Source organism: Paenibacillus sp. JJ-100 (assembly GCF_948329825.1).
Lineage (GTDB): Bacteria > Bacillota > Bacilli > Paenibacillales > Paenibacillaceae > Paenibacillus.
Window position 1 is genome coordinate 18,607 of sequence record NZ_CAOJCM010000004.1, and the last position, 20,532, is coordinate 39,138.

Genomic DNA, 20,532 nt, shown 5'->3' on the forward strand with positions numbered 1-20,532 from the left:
CAGAGTCAAGGGTCAGAGGTCAGCACAAACTACATGCAACAGGGATACTTCGAGCTATTGTACGATGCTCTGGAGTATCCCTGTTTGTTGTTCTTCTCCTTTTAACGATTAAGGCAGATGAAGCGTTTGAATATGACTGGTGTGCATGATACGTGCGGAACCTTCTGCATCGATTACTTCCAGTAACTTGCCATTTATACTTTTGAGCAATCCCGTCTGTTCAGGCTTGTAACTTAAGTTCAAAACTACGAGCCCTCCTACCATTTTCTGTAATTGTTGATCGAGAGTGCGAGAGAGTGAGAGTGATGATGGCTGGATCGGGAAATGTTGATGGTCCATAGCAAAAGGTCTACTTTCGGAGGGAGAAGGGATGATATATTTCAGATGGTGAATGGAAACATATACGGATTGATGTATCGGCGAGTAGAAGATAAAGTAATCGTTCATAATGCTAGTAATATAACCATGCAGGGTTCGTCCACCAATGGAGATTTCGCTGAATTTTGCACGAGCATTCATTAATACTTTTCGGTAAGAGATATCGTTATGGTCCATTTCAGGATCAGGGGCAGTTACATCTATGGTATTGGAGTTCTTCTCTGAATTCATAAAACACATCGTTTGAAGATGATGAAGCGGCACATAAATGTAGCGTTGATTCCCATACACCACCATGATGTCCTCACCTGCATCAATGACTTCCCCCTGAATAGGCATCTTACAGCCCGACAGTTCGAACTCGATGCTTTTACCTAACCACGTTGCTGCAGGTTTCACAGTATTTTACCCCCTATCAAAACAGCATAGCGACCCAAATATATAAGGAAAAGAGGCTAACAATTAGACTGAGAGGTATCACAATAAAGGTTACCTTCATATACTGTTTCCAAGAGACTCGAATATGATGAGTCCGTAATATATACATCCATATCAAAGTGGCAAGTGTGCCTATAGGAGTCAATAGTGCACCAATGTCACTGCCCAGTATATTGGCGAGGTATGCCAAATGCACCTGGGTTTCACTCAAGTGAAGGTCAGTAACAGCAAATGTTCCGATCATAACCGAAGGCAGATTGTTGAACAAATTAGACAGTGTAGTAAGCAGTAACCCGGATACAGCAATAAGTGTGGCGTCTCCACTTGCTGCAATCGGACCGATGATTTCGGTAATCCATGTTGTCATTCCGGCCCGGTGAAGACTGTCCACAATAATATAGATGCTGAAAGCAAAGAGAAGAATATGCCATGGCGTCTGTGTAACAACATCTTTCAGTCCAGATCGTGTACGATACCATCGTACAGTGAGCATGAGAACAACTCCGGTGATGGCCACAATCTCCATATGAATGCCGAATTGTTCTGCAAGGAAATAACCTGCCCGAATGAACACGACGATCCCGATACAGACACGGAATAACCACCAGTCTACCTTGTTTTTGGAATTATCGGATTCGGCTGTCTGGAGCGGATGATAACCTGAACCAGATGAGTTCTGCATAGACACGGGGAAATGATGAATAGTTTTGGGTATACTCTTGCGAAAATAATAGAGTAACAGCAGAGTCATGACGATAATCCCGAGCATAGAGGGTACAAACATCATCTGAGTATAGGTGTTCAAGTTCAATCCAACCATCTTTAACGCGATCAGATTAGCTAGATTACTGAGTCCGATAGGAGCACTGGAGGCTGTAGCAATGAGTGCACCGGATATGAGGTAGGGTAACTGCTGATGGATTTTTAGACGTAACATGGAACAGATTCGAATGATAATTGGGGTAGTGATCAGAATGCTTCCATCGTTGTTGAAAAAGATGGTCATGAGAAAACAGAGTAATAGAACGAGCCAGAATAATCGCAAGCCGGAGCCTCGTGCCTTCTCAATCATATTCACAGCGATCCAGCGAAAAAAGCCGATGCTATCTAGAATAATGGACATGACAATGGTAGAGAGAATCGTGATCGCTGCGCCAGAAACAATCTCAAAAATATTCAAGATATGCATCCAACTACTCACACCCGTTATCACAAGAAGCAGTGCGCCAACCGAAGTGGGGATGGATTCGTTTAATCCGCCAGGCCGCCACATGAGGAAAATAACAGTAACTATAAATATCCCGAGAGTTAACCACAACTGGTAATCAGGCATTTACTGTGATTCACCTCCCAGGGGGAGAAGTCTTTGTGAAGACTGAATTAAATGTTCATGGGTCGGGGCAGGCCTTCCCGGGATAACGATCCAATACAAAGGCACACCTGTCAAGATGATTGCAATAAAGATCAGCATGATAATTCCCCCCTTTAGACTGGCAGTATCTTATTTCCTTTGCAGACTTAGAAGACTCAAATTACCGTTTGCCACCTGACTTATTTCCACGAGATTGATTCCCCTGAGCTTTGTTCCCTTGAGACTTGTTCCCACGAGATTGATTCGCTTGGGATTGGTTCCCTCTGGACTTGTTGTTGGACCAGCGATTCCCGTTAGATTTATTGCCTTGTGCTTTGTTTCCTTGAGACTTATTGCCTTGAGATTTGTTGCCTTGGGATTGATTGCCCTGTGACTGATTCGCTACATTGCGATTCCCTTGCGAACGATTGCCACCGGATTGGTTGTTTTGTGTTCTATTTCCCTGGCTTGTATTGTTATTGTTACTGTTGTTATTGCTGTTGCTGTTATTGTTATTATTGTTGCTTCCACGAACAATCGAGACAGACTTAACATGCTGCAACGGAATACGAATGATCTCCTGGTTTTTCAATGTCAGTATCAATTGACTTTGGTTAGCCTCTGCCAGAACGCCTGCTACTTTTTCAGGGCCTCCACGGTTAATCTGAACATGACGGAAGCGAAGTGCCTGCATAACACCGAGGAAGGTGTTCGACGGAATTGGATTCCCGACCGCTCCTCTGACACCGCCAGAACGACCTGTGTCCGTAATGCTCTTGACATGGGATTCGTTCACATACACAATACCTTCCTTGCAACCCATCGCCATATAATCCCAACGAACATCCATCAACGTGCCTTGTATTGCATCAGGCCCGCCACGATTAACCTTGATGTCTCTTCCAATCAAACTTCTCAATCCTTGACCATTCATAGACATGGTTTGTTGCCCCTTCCCGGTATAAGTTCAGATAGGCCATTGACGGCTGTGACTTAAATCCCTTCCATTCGCCATTGGAGTCTGTCTGTAGTTTAATCATATGTGTCCTACGATGAAGTGGGACCAGCAGACAACTATTTATCTAGTAAATTGGCAGTAATCTATGAGAAAAATAGTAATTTATAGATTAGTGATATGTTTTTTCAGCAAGTTTACATAATGAATTTGCGTATGGTTCCATAAATGGGCTGTGTATATGCCCTTACGATCTACTGTGCTTTTGCATACGATGGTGTAACAGTCTACGGGCTAAACTCACAGGTGACTGAAAGGCGGATGGAAATGACTCTACCTGTCTACCACATCCAAGTGTCTGCGAATGAATACCAGCGCTTAACTTCGAACATATGGTCAGAGGTGTTTTCGAACGGCACGATGCGGATGGACGGCAAGCAACTTCCCATTCGAATTCGGTACCGGGGAGGACATACGCGTGCTTATGCCAAAAAATCATTCGAGGTTCGCACCTCCAGCCGTACGTTCCACTTTAATGCAGAATACGACGATCCATCTCAATTAAGGAATGCACTTTCGTTTCGATTTTTCGAATCCATTGGTGTTCCTGCGCCTTCTACGCGCCACTGTGTGCTGTATCTCAATGATCAGCTTGCAGGAGTGTATGTACGAATCCAAGGGGTGAAATCTTCTTTTTTTCGCCAGAGAAAAATGCCTGTCCGAAGCATTTTCTATGCTGTTAATGATCACGCCAATTTTGCTGTATCATCCGGGTCAACCGATGCAAGGACCAATGTATTGTCTGGATATAGTCTTATCCGGGGAGATGCAGGCGATCGAAAAAGACTAGGTCAGTTCATTCAACAATTGAATGCCAAGTCCCGCATGGATTTATTTCATTTTTTACAATCGAGAGTAGACATTACTAACTATTTGCGGTGGTTAAGCGGTGCTGTGCTGACAGGCAACTACGACGGATTTCATCAGAACTATACCTGGTATGAAAAAGCGAGAAGTCGAAAATACGGCATACTACCCTGGGACTACGAAGGAACTTGGGGGAGAAACTGTTACGGTGCAAAGGTGAATCCGAATCTGGTTCGCATCCAAGGGTATAACAAACTAACGGGCCGTCTGCTCGCATTCCGTGTATTTCGTGAACGATACAAGAAATTAATGCAACAACACCTGGAGAACGCATTTACGGAGAAGAGAGTCATGCCACTGGTGTACCAATTGCACGATGAGATACGGGAAGATGTGGAGAAAGACCCTTTTAAAAAGTGGTCTATGAACGTGTTTCTAGATGAACCGGAGCTGATTCGCAGGTATGTGAAAGAGCGCCGAGAATATGTATCCAACGCATTAAACCAGTTGTAAGAAGATGCCCAGGCAACGAGCAACGCTGCCTTGGGTATTTTATTTTGGCTAAATCAGCATGTTCTGGGGCAGTCGATTGCAGGTTAAAATTTGGGGGTAATACTAAGAATGGAAGAACGTAGCGATGTGCAGCTGGAAAATGCGATATAATAGTCGTATTGGTTACGTGAAATTTTACATAGTGTTGAAGTAAGAGAATAACGGAGCTAACGGTTTAGCCTCATGCAAGGTTGCCAGAAACGTGCTCCGGGCCGGAGGAATGGGAATGCTCAAGCTGTTTGTTCACTTGAAGAAGTACCGGGTCGCCGCCATTGCAGCGTTAGTTATGATGCTGATTGAATTAACGGTGGAGCTGGCTCAGCCTTATCTGATCTCCAAAATCATTGATAACGGTATCCAGCAAGGAGACCTGGCCGTCGTTTGGATGTGGGGCGGTGTACTCGTCGGTAGTGCAGTCATAGCGTTTGCCGCCGGGATTGCAAGTTCCTTTTTTGCTTCCCATGCGAGTCTTGGGTTTGGATACGATCTGAGAGAGAAGCTGTATGACAAGATGCAAACGTTTTCCTATGCGGTATTCAATCGCTTTGCAACCTCATCGCTCATCACTCGGTTAACCGGGGATGTGACGCAAGTGCAGGATACCATCTTTATGAGTCTTCGATTCATGACCCGTGTTCCGCTCGTGGTGATCGGCAGTATGATCATGGCGGTGGTGGTGAGTCCGAGACTGGGATTGCTGCTCGTTGTTATGGTGCCAATCCTGCTTATCGTTGTCGTTTGGATGATCAAAAAGGCAGCGCTGCTGTTCCGCAATGTGCAGCGCAGACTGGATGCCGTGAACGGTGTCATCCAGGAGAATCTGACAGGCATCCGGCTGATCCGTGTTTTTGTGCGGATGGGCCACGAGATTGAACGCTTTGCCACTTTTAGCGGCAAGCTGATGAAAGGCACCATCTCCGCGCTGCGTCTGACGGAGACAACGATGCCATTCATGCTGCTTATGATGAACGGCTGCATTATTACCGTGCTTTGGTTTGGACGGAAGGATATCGTGTCAGGTTCAGCAACAGTTGGAGAAGTTGTCGCTGTGATTAACTATTTGCTGCGCACGATCGGAGCGATGTCGGCACTCTCTTGGATCTTGGTTACCTTTTCACGGGCGAGCGCTTCAGCACAGCGTCTGAATGAAGTGTTCGAAACGGAGGATACATCGGAGACAGAACGTACCGGACAGAGAGAACAGACCACACAGCATGGAAAGACTGGAATGGCCGAGCAGGAGAGTTGGACAGCGCATACGGATGCGGATGCTATAACTCGTAACATACAAGGTGCGGTAGAATTCCGTCAGGTAGGTTTCAGTTATCCCAACAGTGAGATCAAAGTACTGGAGGATATCTCCTTTTCGGCAAAAGCAGGCGAGCGAATTGCCATCATGGGGGCAACCGGATCAGGGAAATCCTCACTGGTGCAGCTGATCCCGCGCCTGTATACGGAAGAACAAGGTGAGGTACGCATTGATGCTGTGGATGCGTCCGAGCTGGATCTGCCTACCCTTCGCAGAGCCATTGGTTATGTTCCTCAGGAAGTCGTGCTGTTTACTGGTTCTGTGCGAGAGAATATAGCCTGGGGACGAGAAGACGCCACAATGGATGAGATTGTGGAAGCTGCGAAGCGGGCTCAGATTCATGAGACCATTGAACAATTGCCGAAGGGGTACGATACGCAACTGGGACAGAGAGGTGTCAATCTTTCGGGTGGTCAGAAGCAGCGTCTCTCCATTGCGAGAGCATTAGTTCGTCGCCCAAGTATCTTGATTCTGGATGATAGCACAAGTGCGCTGGATGTAGCTACTGAAAGCAAGCTACTGGATGCACTCGAGGAGCTTTCATGTACAACGTTTATTATTACGCAGAAGATCAGTTCGACTACTTCGGCCGATCTGATTCTGCTCCTGGATGATGGACGGCTGATCGGTCAGGGAAAACACGAGGACTTGATGGAGTCGTCGGAATTATACCGCCGAATTCATGAATCACAATATGGGGAGGGTGCACAGTATGTTCAAAGCTATCATTGAGCCTTTCCGCCAGCCGCGCCCTTCACTGGATTCCGAATCTCTTCGTTCAGGAGGTCAGCGCAAGCCGAAGGCGAGAGCCAAAAACTGGTCAGGGACACTTGGACGGATCTGGGCCTATCTCTCTCGGCGCAAGCTCAAGCTCTCGCTTGTACTGCTCATGGTCTTTGCCAGCTCCGCTCTGGCCCTGCTTGGGCCTTACATGGTGGGCGTAGCAGTTGATCAATTTATCGCTGGAGAGGCGACAAGTTCAAGCTGGACCTGGTTCCTGCTTGGACTGACAGCGGTGTACGTATTTTTTTCCCTCACATCCTGGTTGCAAAATATATGGATGATTGAGATTGCTCAGGAGACAGTCTTCCGTATGCGTTACGATCTGTTCGCTCATCTGCATAAGCTGCCGATTCCGTACTTTGGCAAACGTCAGCAGGGAGAGATTATGAGCCGAGTCACCAACGATATCGAGAATGTCAGTAGCACACTAAATAGCTCGGCAATTCAGATTTTTTCGAGTGTGTTAACCTTGATTGGTACATTAGGTGTGATGCTGTGGCTTAGTCCACTGCTGACGTTACTTACATTTATCGTGGTACCTCTGATGGCTCTAGGGATGCGCTGGATTACGCGCAGAACGGGTCCGCTTTTCAAAGAGCGGCAGCGCAATCTGGGTGAACTGAACGGTTATATTGAAGAGACGTTATCCGGGCAGCGGATTATCAAGGCATTTTCACAGGAAGAACGCGTCATTCGCGGCTTTGAGGAGCGGAATATGCGCATCCGGATTTCTGCATTCTGGGCACAGACCATTTCGGGTTTTATTCCGAAACTCATGAACGGACTGAACAACCTGAGCTTTGCAATCGTAGCGGGGATTGGTGGTATTTTGGCCATTCAAGGCTCGGTTACGGTAGGGGTTATCATTATTTTTGTGGAATATGCGCGTCAATTCACTCGTCCATTGAACGATCTGGCGAATCAGTGGAATACACTGTTGTCTGCCATCGCCGGGGCTGAGCGGGTATTCGAAGTGTTAGACGAGGATGAAGAGACGAAGGATGAAGTGGCTGCGATAGCTCTGGATAACATACAGGGCAACGTTCGGTTCGATAAGGTATCGTTTGGATATGATGAAGGGCGAGAGATTCTACGCGGTATCAGCTTTGAGGCTAAGCCGGGTGAGATGATTGCGTTGGTCGGCCCGACGGGGGCAGGCAAAACTACCCTGATTCAGCTCTTATCCCGCTTTTACGATCCGACCAATGGAACGATTACCGTAGACGGGCATCCAATGACCACCATAAGGCGAGAAAGTCTTCGCTCACACATGGCCTTTGTGTTGCAAGATTCATTTTTGTTCCAGGGAACCATTCGGGAAAACATCCGATTTGGACGTTTGGATGCAACGGATGAAGAGGTAGAGGCGGCCTCCAAGCTGGCGAATGCGCATTCCTTTATAATGCGAATGAAGAATGGGTATGACCGGGTGCTCCAGGCAGATGGAAGTGGGATTAGCCAGGGGCAGAAGCAGTTGCTTGCCATTGCCCGGGCAATCCTCGCGGACCCGTCTATTCTGGTGCTGGACGAGGCGACCAGCAGCATTGATACGGTGACTGAGATCAAGATTCAGGAAGGGCTGGAGCGTCTGATGCAAGGCCGTACCAGCTTTGTGATCGCACACAGGCTGAACACCATCCGTCAAGCCGACCGCATTTTGGTGTTAAAGGACGGACAATTACTGGAGCAAGGTTCACATGAGGAACTGCTGAAACAAGGCGGATTTTATCGTGATCTGTACAACAGCCAGTTGCGCAAAAAAGCCCAGTAAGGCAGCTAATCAGGACAGAATCAAGTAGATTCGATGTCTCAATAGAGAAGTACATGATACTTGTATCAGTGAAGCCAAAGTTCCGAGTCACAAGTCACGAGTTCCGATAAGAAGCAGATTCGTAAGAAATAAATAAAGGACGGAGCTGGATCAACCCAGCCCGTCCTTTTACTATATATTCGTTAATCTCTCATATCCTTTTATCATATCCCATAATATCCCCATGACATCCCCCAGCTTCACACACATCAGTTTCAGCTGGTCACTTTCCAGTTATGCACTTCTCTCACTTGTAACGGCTGATGTCGTCGAATATAATCTTCCACCAGTGCAGCCATGTCTGTAGCGCCTTCGTGCAGCACTTTTTTGCCCGGATACATCGCATAATCTCCACCGCCTGCCGCGCGGTAACTGTTCATTACCACAGCGTACGTTCCATCCATCTCCAGCGGTTTACCCTCACATTCGAGCTTCACTACTCGCCTGCCCACAGGCTGGGAGATGTCCAGTTCGTATTCAATGCCGGCCCACATGTCGTAATTATAATGTTGAGGTTTGGGCTGTATGTAAGCTGGATTAACGATGACTTTCCCGGAAGGTTCCAACTCAAAATAGCGTGCAGTCTGCTCCAAAGCCTCCCGAATATCCTCTCCGCTCAGTTCTAGCACAGTTAAGGTGTTAGGATAGATGAAGTTGGATAACACATCCCGAACCGTAATTTGGCTGCCGAATCCACGAGCCTCTTCACTTAGCATAGCAGTATTGGATATCTGAGCTCCCGTTGCTTCCAACTGCACCTCATGTACAAAATCAATAAAGGGATGTGCCTGAAGCCGCAACTGTGTGGCACTGGATATGGATAGATCCCCATCTCCGGCTACTTCTCCGATTGGCTGATCCAACCATTGCTGCGCCGAAGCTTCCAACTCTTCCGTTACCTTTATGACCACTGGGTTAGGCTTAAGATCAGGGTATTCATCCAGCATTAGCAACTGCGCTTTCTTGTCCTTGATGCTCCACTCCCCGCTTGGAGATTGCTCCAACTGTACAGACACATGACCTAATCCACTACCATTGAATCCAGGTTGAATGACAGTTACCCCATGGATTTCTGCTGTTAACTGGCGGTGCTGATGACCTGTCAGTAATACGTCAATGCCATCGATTTCCCGGCATATGGCATAGGCTTGATTTTCCCCGGTTAAGCGCTCGGCAGGTTCTCCCGTTGTCAAATCACACTCAAATCCCCCATGATAACTGACTACCAGCACATCAGGCTGCTCGTTTTGACGAATGTAATGGACCCACGTACGAATGGTTTCCAGTGCATCCAGGAAGTGCAGGCCTTCGATATTTTTCGGGTGCTCCCAGTTAGGGATGTAATGTGTCGTGGCTCCGAGCAAAGCGATTTTCACACCGGAAGAGAGCTTTTTAATCAGATATGGAGGTCCAAAAGCAGGAGTACCTGTTCCACCCGGAGCAATGGGATGCTCTTCCTGTTTAACAATATTCGCAGACAGCCACGGAAAGGAGGAGCTTCTCACCGCATCATGCAGCAGATCCTGGCCATAGTTGAACTCGTGATTGCCCATCACAGCTGCATCGTATCCGAGCTCGTTTAACACGTTTATGAAAGGATGAATACCATCTTTGGAACCATGAGAAGCGGCATAAGAAGCTAGAGGGGAGCCTTGCAACAAGTCTCCGTTATCGACTAGCAGCAATTCAGGTGAGCGCTCACGTTCTTGCTGAATCAGAGAAGCCAGCAGGGCAAGACCGGCATGACGATAAGCATTGGTGTTGTAATGAATCGGGCGAATCGCCCCGTGAAGGTCACTAGTGAATAGGATATCGAAGTTTGTCGTAGGCAGAGTGCGCGTCATTTTACAATCTCCTCTAATATATAAGTTTAGATATATCTGGCATACTCAATGAGCCTATTTTAACAGAAGAATGTCACGCTGACAGCCTGCCAGGAAACTTTACAAAACTCCAAATTTCGTTTCACATCACGCAAATATTTGCCAATTATAGTAGACAAGTATTGAAAATTAGAAAAACTTTTGGAGGGTGTTCGATTGAAGAAGTCTGCTTTTTTTCTACCATTATTGATTTTGGTTCTGTTCCTAAGTGCATGTGGGTCTAATGCTACAAGCAACACATCCAACGGGGCTGAGAATGGTTCCAGTGCGCCGGGCACATCGACCGATTCAGCAGAGAAAGACAAAACCGCTGAAGGTTATGTACCTACAGAACTGACAGTACAATTCGTTCCTTCCCAGAATGCAGACACCCTAGAAGCGAAGGCGAAACCACTGGAAAAATTGCTTGGTGACAAGCTGGGTATTCCGGTGAAAGTGAGCGTTTCAACAGATTACAACACCATTATTGAAGCAATGGCTTCCAAAAAAGTAGATGTAGGCTTCCTGCCTCCAACGGCTTATGTACTTGCAAAAGAAAAAGAGGCTGCTCAGGTGATTTTGCAAGCTCAACGTTATGGTGTGAATGACGAGACAGGCGCTCCGACAGAGCAACTGGCAGACTCTTATAAGTCTATGATTATTGTAAAAAAAGACTCTCCGATCCAATCGGTTGAGGATCTGAAAGGTAAAAAGATCGCTTACCAGAACGTAACATCTTCCGCTGGTTATGTATGGCCTGCAGCCTTGTTGCTGGATCGCGGCGTTGACCCATTGAAAGATGTACAACCAGTAACGGTTAAGGGTCACGACCAAGGTGTTCTCGCCGTACTGAACGGTGATGTAGATGCAGCGGCTATTTTCCAAGATGCACGTAACACGGTTTCCAAAGACTACCCAACTATTTTTGAAGACACACGCGTACTTGCATTCACTGAGCCTATTCCTAACGATACGATTGCTGTTCGTACTGACATGAATGCAGATTGGACTGCGAAGATCAAACAAGCCTTCATCGATATCGGTAAAGATACTGAAGGTCACCAGATCATCAAAGAAATCTACACGCACGAAGGTTATGTGGAGTCCGATGACAGCAAGTTCGACATCGTTCGCCAGTATAACGAGAAAGTGAAAACCGAGTAGTTTTTCGATCCAGAAGCAATTCGTGACTTGTGTACAGCAAACAGGCCAGTTCAGCGTAATTGACGCTGCACTGGCTTGTGCCGTTATTACAAGTGCCTGCTGAAAGCCGCAGGAAACTATATAAGTTGAACTATTGATTTACACCATAACGGAGAGGGCAGAAAAAACCTGGAAAAGCGGAGCGTTCGCCTTTATCACCGGATTTTACCCTTGAATTGGGAATCAAAAAAATCTGGGGATAACAGCGATTGTAAGGTTATTCTGTCATCGAAGTGCCCGTTTAAATCATCTTTAGTTCAACTTATATAGATAAATTCTATGGATGAAAGAAGGATTAACGCGATGATTGAGCTTCACAACGTGACCAAAACGTATGCGAACGGCACGAAAGGCCTCGATAACATCAATTTAAAATTCAAGCAGGGTGAATTTATTGCAGTGGTTGGTTTGTCTGGTGCAGGCAAGTCTACACTGCTGCGTTCCATCAACCGGCTGCATGATATTAGTGAGGGAGAGATACTGATCAATGGAAGCTCCATCACGAGAGCGCAAGGCAAACGCCTGCGCATGATTCGGCGCGATATCGGCATGATTTTTCAGAGCTTCAATCTGGTGAAACGCTCCAGTGTATTGCGTAATGTATTGGCGGGCCGGGTGGGATATCATTCTACACTTCGTACCATTCTGGGTCGTTTTCCGAAAGAGGATGTCGAGCTCGCCTTTGACGCACTGGATCGGGTGAATATTTCGGAGAAAGCCTATTCTCGTGCAGATCAGTTGTCTGGTGGACAGCAGCAGCGTGTGGCGATTGCCCGTGTACTCGCTCAGGAAGCCAAAATTATTCTCGCGGATGAGCCGGTCGCTTCCCTTGACCCACTGACGACGAAACAGGTTATGGATGACCTAAAACGGATTAATCAGGAGCTTGGGATTACAACGATTGTTAACTTGCACTTTATTGACCTTGCGAGAGAGTATGCAACACGGATTGTTGGTTTGCGGGGAGGCGAAGTGGTATTTGATGGTCCGGTGGAAGAGGCGACGGATGAGCGTTTTGCTGAGATCTATGGCAGACCGATTCTGGCGGATGAATTGCTGGACAAGCAGGCTGTGCATGAGCAGGAAGAAGTGCTGGTATGAAAGGACAAACCAATATTTCACTTGAACATGAAGGACGTACGGGTGCGGGCAAGGAACCTGGTTCCAACCCGAGACAAATCGTGAATCGTCCCAAACCACCGGGGAAGACGAAACATTTGCTAACGCTAGTCATCATCGTGTTGCTCTTGTGGGCAAGTGCCAAGCAAACGGATGCCAGCTTTACAGAACTATTTACAGGTGGACCGGAGATGTGGAAGCTGTTGAAGGAGATGTTTCCACCTCGCTGGAGTTATTTTGACAATATCGTGCAGGGCATGTTGGAGACCATCCGTATGGCTTTGATCGGAACAACGATTGGTGCCATTCTTGCCATTCCGATCTCCATCATCTGTGCAGGCAATCTCATGCCGAGCCGCTGGATCTATTATCCGGCACGTTTTCTATTGAACCTGATTCGTACGATCCCTGACTTGCTTTTGGCAGCTTTGTTTGTTGCTGTGTTTGGTCTGGGGCCGATTCCGGGGATTCTCGCTTTGGCTGTATTCTCGGTAGGACTGATCGCCAAGCTCACGTATGAGTCACTGGAGACGATTGACAAAGGACCGCTTGAAGCCATGACCGCGGTAGGCATGAACCGAATCCAGCTTATTGTTTATGGTGTCGTACCGCAGCTGGCTGCCCAGTTCACATCGTATGTGTTGTATGCATTCGAGATAAACGTTCGCGCTGCCGCCATTCTTGGATTAGTCGGTGCGGGAGGGATCGGGCTCTATTACGAAGCGACACTCGGATTCCTGGAGTATGACAAGACGAATACGATCATTATTTTCACACTAGCCATCGTTCTGATTATCGACTATGTGAGCAATAAGCTGCGGGAGAAATTGTTATGATGAAAAATGAAGCAAGCCGTATACGGCCAAGACCCAAACCACGTAAAAATCCGATGCGCTGGATCATTATTCTGTTGTTAATTTTGGTCTATGCGTGGGCTCTAGCGGGGGTGCCTTTTACCGGATTCAAGGAAACCGCCGGACAGATTATGAAAGCGATCATCGCGGGCATATTCTCGCCTGACTGGGATTTTGTTTATTTACCTGAAGGTGAGGATTTGCTGCGCGGGTTGCTGGATACGCTAGCGATCTCTGTGCTTGGTACCGTGATTTCTGCCGTACTCTGTATTCCATTTGCCTTCTGGTCTGCACGCAATATGAGTGGACATCGGGCGATCTCGGGTGCGGGCAAAATGATGCTTAGTTTCATCCGTACGTTTCCCGAGATCATTATGGCCCTATTGTTCATCAAAGCGGTAGGCCCCGGATCATTCGCAGGGGTGCTCGCCCTTGGACTTCACTCCATCGGTATGCTTGGTAAACTGTACGCGGATGAGGTTGAAAATATCGATTATGGCCCGTCCGAGGCGTTACTCGCTTCCGGAGCGACCCGAATGCAGCAGTTATGGTTTGCCATTCTGCCGCAGGTTATCCCGGGCTTCCTGAACTATACGTTGTATCGGTTTGAGATCAATGTGCGTTCTGCCACGATCCTCGGCGTCATCGGAGCAGGTGGGATCGGAACGCCGCTGATCTTTGCACTCAGCACCCGAAACTGGCCACGTGTAGGTATTATCCTGCTCGGCATAATCGTGATGATCACGATTATTGACCTGATCTCCGGGTATATCCGGAAGAAGCTGGTGTAGAGGGGAGGAATACGTTAACCGTCTCGATCCATAATCAACGATGAGAAGCAGCCTCGTGCATTCGCATGGAGCTGCTTCTTTGATGATTTTATTTTCACACACGTAGAGGGGTTATGGGCCTGATCTCCATATCCTGATTTCTTTGTTCATAGAACAAAAAAAACCGAAACCAACACCGCCTGTTCCCCGGGGCGGAGTGGTTTCGGTTATCATTGCCTAAACTTACAGCAAAACTAGCTTGCTAAAGGCAAGGTTGCTTTACTTACCTGCACCGTAATCGTTTCTGTACTCGTCACGCCAGCAGCGTTCACAAGCTCGGCACGGTACGTGTACGTTCCGTTCGTACGGTCACTCAGATCGGTCTTCGCCGTTTGAGCAGAAGGAGTTGCAGCGTTTAAGACTTGGGTATCGATCAGTACATCATTTTCATACAGACGATACTCGGTTGCGTTGGTGCCCCACCAGAGGTTCATCGTTACGGTGAAGTTGCCATCGCCATCCCAGTTGTTTTGAGACAATACAGCTGAACCTGGCGCAGCATTGGCAATTTGAACGGTCAACTCGTCACTGTGAGTAGTGCCTTTGTCATTGATCAACTCGGCAACATACGTATATGTTCCATTCGCTTTGCCTTTAATTTCCGTTTTAGCAAATTGGGAAGAAGGTGAAGCTGCCGTTAACGTCTGCGTATCTACAAGAACACCGTTCTCGTACAGCTTGTACTCGGTTGCGTTCTCGCCCCACCACAGATTCATGCTAACGTTGAATGAACCATCCGACAATCCTGTCGAATATCCACTATCAGAAGAAAGATACGGTTTGCCCGGCGCTCCTTCAGCTGGAGTAGAAGGCTCCTCGCCTCCACCTTGTTCTTCAGCAGCCACAATATCGTTCAAGCTTCTAGGCTTTAATTGATATACATCTTTGAAAATAGCCGAAATGCCTGTGATATCCAGTTTGTCCCCAGCCACATAAGGGAAGGATGTTTCGTTCAAACCAGTACGTGTATCCACACGTACATGAGTACTTGTACCATCAGTAGCTACCGCATCGAATTCAAAGGAACCGGCAGGTGTAGCGCTGATGATGTTCTGGATGGTCACATCTTTCAATTGAACGAGTTGACCTTGATTGGTGTCATTGATTGCTGTAACGAGAGTTGGAGCAGGAACAGCAGCAGTTCCCGTTTTCTCAATCGCAACCACATCAGTTAACTCAAACTCACTATTATAAATTGTTGTTGGTGCAGTCACCTTTACTTTGTCCCCTACATCGAACCCACTGGTGTGCTGAAATACGTAGATTCCCGCTGTATCATCCTGAAGATAGAAGGCTTGTCCGCCAAAAGAACCCGGTTTCGTTGTTACTACACCTTCAACGGTTACAGTTGTGCCGATGGATTTGGTACGTGCTTCAGCAACAGTAATCGCTGCTGGGATCGGGCCTTCTTCTTCCGGCAGTGGTTGTGCAGGCACATTCGCGATGCTTACCGCATTCGTGATCAGGTTGCTACCATTGAGACGCAGACGCAAGCTGGCATTCCCATTCGTGCCCGGCTTGATGCGTACATTCAGATCCTTAATTGCGCGGCCTTTGCTATCTGATGTTACACTGAACGCAGCGCTGTATCCGTAAGAAGTTGGCCATGTTCCGTTATCATTCTGAACCATAGCTACCTGGGTTCCGCCTGCCAGATAGATACCAGCACTATAACCGGAGACCGTCGTGTTCGGCGGCATATTCTCAACCACTACACGAATCTGGAAGTCTTCTGCATTAGGCAGCGTATCTTGCTTCACGAAGCTATAAGCTGCGTTGGCGCTAGATGCTGGACCACCATAAGAGCCTGGTTTGAACGTAGAACGATCATACCACTTGTATCCAGCAGCTGGTGCAGACCAAGGTTCAGCTTGCGGCTCTGTAGATGCTGCAGGCTCCTCGAAAGGCAGCAGAGCTGTAGCCGTATCCAGTTTAAGGCCGGCTACTTCGGACAATTTAGTGTAGTTTTCTTGTGTCGCCAGCCAGTTTACGGTATTGACGAGTAATACAGCATCATCGGCTTCTTTGAAACCGTCGTATGTCGTTTTGCGTGTGCCTGTCTCTTCGCGCAAGTACTTTGGTGATGCATCTTCCACAGGGGAGGAATCACCGATAAAGGCCGCTTTACCTGCACCAAGTTTGGATACAGCCACATATGGGCCTTCTTCAATACCGCCGCCATTGTATACGCCCTGATCTACGGCATTATTCCATTTGGCGTTCGTTTTTGGCAAGTATACGATCCCTTTGGCTTTTTCGGGGTCCGTGATTGCAAGGGTAGAGCCAGCGTGCATCGCTACAGCAGATACACCTTCCGTAATGCCGAATGCCTGATCAGCCGGCACGATGATATTAGCATTAATGTCGCCGAGTGCATTATAACGGAAGCGTACACCGAAGTTGTCCGACAACCAGTCTGAGCTGGTAATGTTCTGCATCGCTTCAGAGTTACGTTCGTCTGTGCTCATCCCTTTGGCGGGGTCTTCATATGCGCCGCGGCGGTATCCATTGATAACCTCGGAGCCGTCCCAGCGATTTTTGTTACGGTCGGCATTATAGTGATCTCCCACGAAGAAGATACTTCCACCGGATTCTACATATTGTTTCAATGCTGCCTGTTCAGACGTTTTAAATGGGATTTGTGGTTCTGCTATAACGAATACGTTGTACTCTTTCAGGTCGTCATAGGTAAAAGGAGTGGTTTTGCGCAGTTCTTTCACATCATAACCGTCACTGGCGAGAGCGTTCGCGAAGTCGGAGAAGCCGCCATCAATGACCCAGTCTGCTGCTCCAGCCGTCTGACCATGCGAATTGTCGAATAGTACCTTTTTGCCGGCATTTTCGTTAACTACTTTGGCTTGAATGAATGGAGCTGGATCTGTTGGTCCTTCTGCATGAACCGAAGCATCTCCGTTCCATAATCCCACTTGAAGTGGCAAAGCCATAGATAATGCCAGGAGTGATTTTAACCAGACTCCCCGCAAGCGTGTCAATTTACCCAACCAAATCCCTCCCAAAAAATAGTTGATTCATAAGTTCGTCCATATTCTACCACATGAAAATCTCACTTTGTCATAACAAAATGTAAAAATTAGATCGATATTTGTAAAATTAGGTATTATGGCATGCGGATAGGTATTTTGAATCGTTTATATCGAAAGCGATCTCGGTTATGACGAAGAGGGACAGAATCCTTCTTTTTTCGGTGGAAAAAAATATAATAAATTTTATATAATTCAATTTACAGTAATATTTACATGTCGTATAATCACACTATAAGGAGGTGAACAGGTAGTAACCTCAACCCATAGTCAGACAATCCAGTTTTTTAAAAGACAAAGAAGTAAGCGCTTACGGTTAAGGTGATTTTGGATTCAACATTTTTCTTCACTCTTCAAGCCCAATCACATGGAGCAACTACACCACCACAGTATACTCTCTTGATTTCACCCCCACACACACTCACATTGCAATTCTACCGAACACACCCGACGTTTATTTTGTATTTAATCTAGCCCTTTGAATTAATGGAGGTGATTGAAACACACTCGTTCGATCATGCATATTGTGCCATGCATCCTGCTTCTACACAGGAGAAACAGCTGACATGAGTTCAATCCAATCTTAAATAAGGGAAAGGTGGAACTATGAAGAAAACATTGAAAACTAAATCAAGAGGTAAGCAGACGCTGCGTAAAGGTGTAAAACAAGTGCTGGCAGCTGCGCTGCTTGCGGCAGGCGTTTTCCCGGGAATGTCTCCAGGCGTGACACAGGCAGCGGAGGCGCATGTTGACAATCCGTTTGTGGGTGCTACGGCATATATCAACCAGGACTACGCTGCACTTGTAGATACCTCGATTGCAATTACCAATGATGCCTCGTTGAAGGCCAAGATGGAGACGGTGAAATCCTATCCAACAGCGGTATGGATTGACCGGATTGCAGCAATCTACGGTGGTGCAGATAATGCCGGCCGTAAGAGTGTGGAGGAGCATCTGGATGCGGTGCTTGCCCAGAAGAAACCTGGCGTACCTATAACGGCATCATTTGTTATCTATAACTTGCCAGGCCGGGATTGCCATGCCCTTGCGTCGAACGGGGAGCTCCCTTTAACCCAGGCCGCTTTGCAGACCTATAAAACAGATTATATTGATGTCATCGCGGATATTTTTGCTGATCCCAAATATCAGGACATTCGCATTGTCACCATTATCGAGCCGGACAGTCTTCCTAACCTGGTGACTAATCTTAGCACGCCAGCTTGTGGTCAGGCTGCGGCCACGGGGATCTACGAAGCTGGGGTCCAATATGCTTTGGACAAGCTACATGCAATTCCAAACGTATACAACTATCTGGATATCGGCCACTCAGGCTGGCTTGGCTGGGACAATAACCGTTCAGGAGCAGTAGCTCTTTATACAGATGTGGTCGGCGGAACATTGGGTGGACTTCGCAGTGCAGATGGATTTATCACAAATACCGCCAATACGACACCACTTGCTGAACCGAACCTGTCCAATCCGGATCTGAACGTCGGTGGGCAACCGATCCGCTCAGCCAAATTTTATGAATGGAATCCATATTTTGACGAAACGGATTTCACAGCGAAGTTGTATGCAGATTTCGTACAAGCAGGATGGCCAGCGAGCACCGGTTTCCTGATTGATACCAGCCGTAACGGATGGGGCGGGGAGAATCGTCCGGCCACAGCCATAGGCAACAATATCAATGATTATGTGAATTCCGGTCGTGTGGATCGCCGGGAGCACCGGGGCAACTGGTGTAATGCAAGCGGAGCAGGAATCGGTGAAGTGCCTAAGGCGGCTCCAGGACCTGCACATCTGGACGCTTATGTATGGGTAAAACCTCCTGGTGAATCGGATGGCTCCAGTTCTGAGATTCCAAACAATGAAGGTAAAGGCTTTGACCGGATGTGTGATCCGACATATACAACGAAGGACGGTGTGCTGACAGGTGCATTGCCTAACGCACCGGTATCAGGCCACTGGTTCCATGATCAGTTTGTACAACTGGTTAAGAACTCGTTCCCAGTACTTTCTGAGAACGGAGGAAGCAACCCTCCAGGTGGGAACACAGCACCAGCAGCTCCTGCTTCTGTAACAGCCACGGCAGGTAATGCTCAAGTGACCTTGACCTGGGCGGCTTCGACAGGTGCCACCAAGTATACGGTGAAACGTGCTTTGACAGCATCTGGACCATTTGTAACGGTTGCCGCGAATGTCAGCGGAACCACATACACGAACACGGGATTAACCAATGGTACAACATACTATTATGTTGTGACAGCAAGTAATGCAGCAGGCGAGAGTGTGAACTCGGCAGCTGCGATGGCAACACCAATAGCTGCAGCTACAGCTCCGGCGGCTCCGACGGCTTTGACTGCAACTCCTGGCAACGCACAGGTGAGCCTGTCCTGGACAGCCTCCGCAGGTGCGACCAGCTATAATGTGAAACGTGCAGCGACTGCTGCAGGTCCATTCACAACGATTGCATCCAACGTAACGGCAACGTCGTACACGAACACATCACTGACGAATGGCACCACATATTATTATGTAGTGAGTGCAGTGAATGCAGCAGGACAAAGTGCGAATTCTGCTGTCGCTTCTGCCACTCCGGCGGGAGTCGTAGCGCCGACAAGTGATCTGGTGGTGCAATATCGTGCAGGAGATACCAATGCCACAGATAACCAGATCAGACCGTTGTTTAATATCAAAAATCTGGGCAGCGCCGCTGTTGATTTGAGCGACTTGAAACTCCGGTATTATTTCACCAAAGAGGGTACAGCAGCAATGGATTCCGCAATTGACTGGGCTGTCGTTGGCGCTGCCAACATCGAGCGTACCTTCGGAGATGGATATGTTGAGCTGAGCTTTAAATCCGGCGCAGGAAGTATAGCTGCTGGTGGACAGTCCGGCGATATTCAACTTCGGATGTACAAAACAGACTGGTCTAACTTTGACGAGAGTGATGACTATTCCTTTGATTCAACCAAGACATCTTATCAAGACTGGGATAAAGTCACGCTCTATCAAGATGGCAGCCTCGTATGGGGAATTGAGCCATAACGTTTCTGGGTAAGTATTACGTATTACGTTCAAGGTAAGCATTAAAACCGCCGTTTTCCCTTAAGGGGAGACGGCGGTTTTTTAATAGGGTTCGTTTGCGAGCAAGATAGATATCCAATCCAGATATAGAAG

The 20,532-nt window shown here is 47.5% G+C and carries 13 protein-coding genes; 8 read left to right on the top strand and 5 right to left on the bottom strand.

Annotated elements, in window-relative coordinates; genetic code table 11:
• Positions 1-108: 108 nt before the first annotated feature.
• From PQG66_RS16045 to PQG66_RS16055, 3 genes are all read right to left on the bottom strand, one after another.
• Positions 109-777, bottom strand: a complete 669-nt coding sequence (locus tag PQG66_RS16045; RefSeq protein ID WP_272038766.1) for a DUF2642 domain-containing protein — start codon at positions 775-777, stop codon at positions 109-111.
• A 16-nt stretch (positions 778-793) separates the two neighbouring features.
• On the bottom strand, positions 794-2,149 hold the full coding sequence (locus PQG66_RS16050; protein ID WP_272038767.1) for an arsenic transporter: 1,356 nt from the start codon (positions 2,147-2,149) through the stop codon (positions 794-796).
• A gap of 199 nt (positions 2,150-2,348) precedes the next feature.
• Positions 2,349-3,107 (bottom strand): hypothetical protein, encoded by a 759-nt coding sequence (locus tag PQG66_RS16055; RefSeq protein WP_272038768.1) that lies wholly within the window; start codon positions 3,105-3,107, stop codon positions 2,349-2,351.
• Between the two features lie 243 nt (positions 3,108-3,350).
• Here PQG66_RS16055 and PQG66_RS16060 point away from each other — a divergent pair, with 243 nt between their 5' ends.
• The 3 genes from PQG66_RS16060 to PQG66_RS16070 all read left to right on the top strand — a co-directional run bounded on the left by PQG66_RS16060 (position 3,351) and on the right by PQG66_RS16070 (position 8,404).
• A complete protein-coding gene (locus PQG66_RS16060) occupies positions 3,351-4,502 on the top strand; it encodes a CotH kinase family protein (protein ID WP_272038769.1) in 1,152 nt (383 codons plus the stop codon).
• A gap of 259 nt (positions 4,503-4,761) precedes the next feature.
• A complete protein-coding gene (locus PQG66_RS16065; RefSeq protein ID WP_272039159.1) occupies positions 4,762-6,582 on the top strand; it encodes an ABC transporter ATP-binding protein in 1,821 nt (606 codons plus the stop codon).
• Positions 6,563-8,404, top strand: coding sequence for an ABC transporter ATP-binding protein (locus PQG66_RS16070; protein ID WP_272038770.1), 1,842 nt, complete (start codon positions 6,563-6,565; stop codon positions 8,402-8,404). Before PQG66_RS16065 ends, PQG66_RS16070 begins: the two co-directional genes overlap by 20 nt.
• Before the next feature lie 254 nt (positions 8,405-8,658).
• On the opposite strand, the gene PQG66_RS16075 is transcribed toward PQG66_RS16070, so the two are convergent.
• Positions 8,659-10,287 (bottom strand): bifunctional metallophosphatase/5'-nucleotidase, encoded by a 1,629-nt coding sequence (locus PQG66_RS16075; protein ID WP_272038771.1) that lies wholly within the window; start codon positions 10,285-10,287, stop codon positions 8,659-8,661.
• A gap of 195 nt (positions 10,288-10,482) precedes the next feature.
• Between PQG66_RS16075 and PQG66_RS16080 the strand changes: the two genes are divergently transcribed.
• The 4 genes from PQG66_RS16080 to phnE (PQG66_RS16095) all read left to right on the top strand — a co-directional run bounded on the left by PQG66_RS16080 (position 10,483) and on the right by phnE (PQG66_RS16095) (position 14,272).
• Positions 10,483-11,469 carry a phosphate/phosphite/phosphonate ABC transporter substrate-binding protein gene (locus PQG66_RS16080; protein ID WP_272038772.1) on the top strand — a complete coding sequence of 329 codons (987 nt, stop codon included), beginning with the start codon at positions 10,483-10,485 and terminating at the stop codon, positions 11,467-11,469.
• Between the two features lie 342 nt (positions 11,470-11,811).
• The gene (gene phnC / locus PQG66_RS16085) at positions 11,812-12,609 is read left to right on the top strand and encodes a phosphonate ABC transporter ATP-binding protein (RefSeq protein ID WP_272038773.1); all 798 of its coding nucleotides are present in this window, start codon (positions 11,812-11,814) and stop codon (positions 12,607-12,609) included.
• Complete coding sequence (gene phnE, locus PQG66_RS16090) at positions 12,606-13,463, top strand: phosphonate ABC transporter, permease protein PhnE (protein ID WP_272038774.1); 858 nt, start codon at positions 12,606-12,608, stop codon at positions 13,461-13,463. Before phnC ends, phnE (PQG66_RS16090) begins: the two co-directional genes overlap by 4 nt.
• Positions 13,460-14,272, top strand: coding sequence for a phosphonate ABC transporter, permease protein PhnE (phnE, locus tag PQG66_RS16095; RefSeq protein WP_272038775.1), 813 nt, complete (start codon positions 13,460-13,462; stop codon positions 14,270-14,272). Before phnE (PQG66_RS16090) ends, phnE (PQG66_RS16095) begins: the two co-directional genes overlap by 4 nt.
• 233 nt (positions 14,273-14,505) lie before the next feature.
• On the opposite strand, the gene PQG66_RS16100 is transcribed toward phnE (PQG66_RS16095), so the two are convergent.
• Complete coding sequence (locus PQG66_RS16100; protein ID WP_442955110.1) at positions 14,506-17,313, bottom strand: chitinase N-terminal domain-containing protein; 2,808 nt, start codon at positions 17,311-17,313, stop codon at positions 14,506-14,508.
• A gap of 645 nt (positions 17,314-17,958) precedes the next feature.
• Between PQG66_RS16100 and PQG66_RS16105 the strand changes: the two genes are divergently transcribed.
• A complete protein-coding gene (locus tag PQG66_RS16105) occupies positions 17,959-20,400 on the top strand; it encodes a glycoside hydrolase family 6 protein (RefSeq protein ID WP_272038776.1) in 2,442 nt (813 codons plus the stop codon).
• Positions 20,401-20,532 lie beyond the last annotated feature (132 nt).

Bases quoted from the DNA above. Each gene is read 5' to 3' on its own strand.
- PQG66_RS16065 (WP_272039159.1), top strand. From the start codon at position 4,762: ATGGGAATGCTCAAGCTGTTTGTTCACTTGAAGAAGTACCGGGTCGCC.
- PQG66_RS16105 (WP_272038776.1), top strand. From the start codon at position 17,959: ATGAAGAAAACATTGAAAACTAAATCAAGAGGTAAGCAGACGCTGCGT.
- phnE (WP_272038775.1), top strand. From the start codon at position 13,460: ATGATGAAAAATGAAGCAAGCCGTATACGGCCAAGACCCAAACCACGT.
- PQG66_RS16070 (WP_272038770.1), top strand. From the start codon at position 6,563: ATGTTCAAAGCTATCATTGAGCCTTTCCGCCAGCCGCGCCCTTCACTG.
- phnE (WP_272038774.1), top strand. From the start codon at position 12,606: ATGAAAGGACAAACCAATATTTCACTTGAACATGAAGGACGTACGGGT.
- phnC (WP_272038773.1), top strand. From the start codon at position 11,812: ATGATTGAGCTTCACAACGTGACCAAAACGTATGCGAACGGCACGAAA.
- PQG66_RS16055 (WP_272038768.1), bottom strand. From the start codon at position 3,107: ATGTCTATGAATGGTCAAGGATTGAGAAGTTTGATTGGAAGAGACATC.
- PQG66_RS16060 (WP_272038769.1), top strand. From the start codon at position 3,351: ATGGGCTGTGTATATGCCCTTACGATCTACTGTGCTTTTGCATACGAT.
- PQG66_RS16075 (WP_272038771.1), bottom strand. From the start codon at position 10,287: ATGACGCGCACTCTGCCTACGACAAACTTCGATATCCTATTCACTAGT.
- PQG66_RS16050 (WP_272038767.1), bottom strand. From the start codon at position 2,149: ATGCCTGATTACCAGTTGTGGTTAACTCTCGGGATATTTATAGTTACT.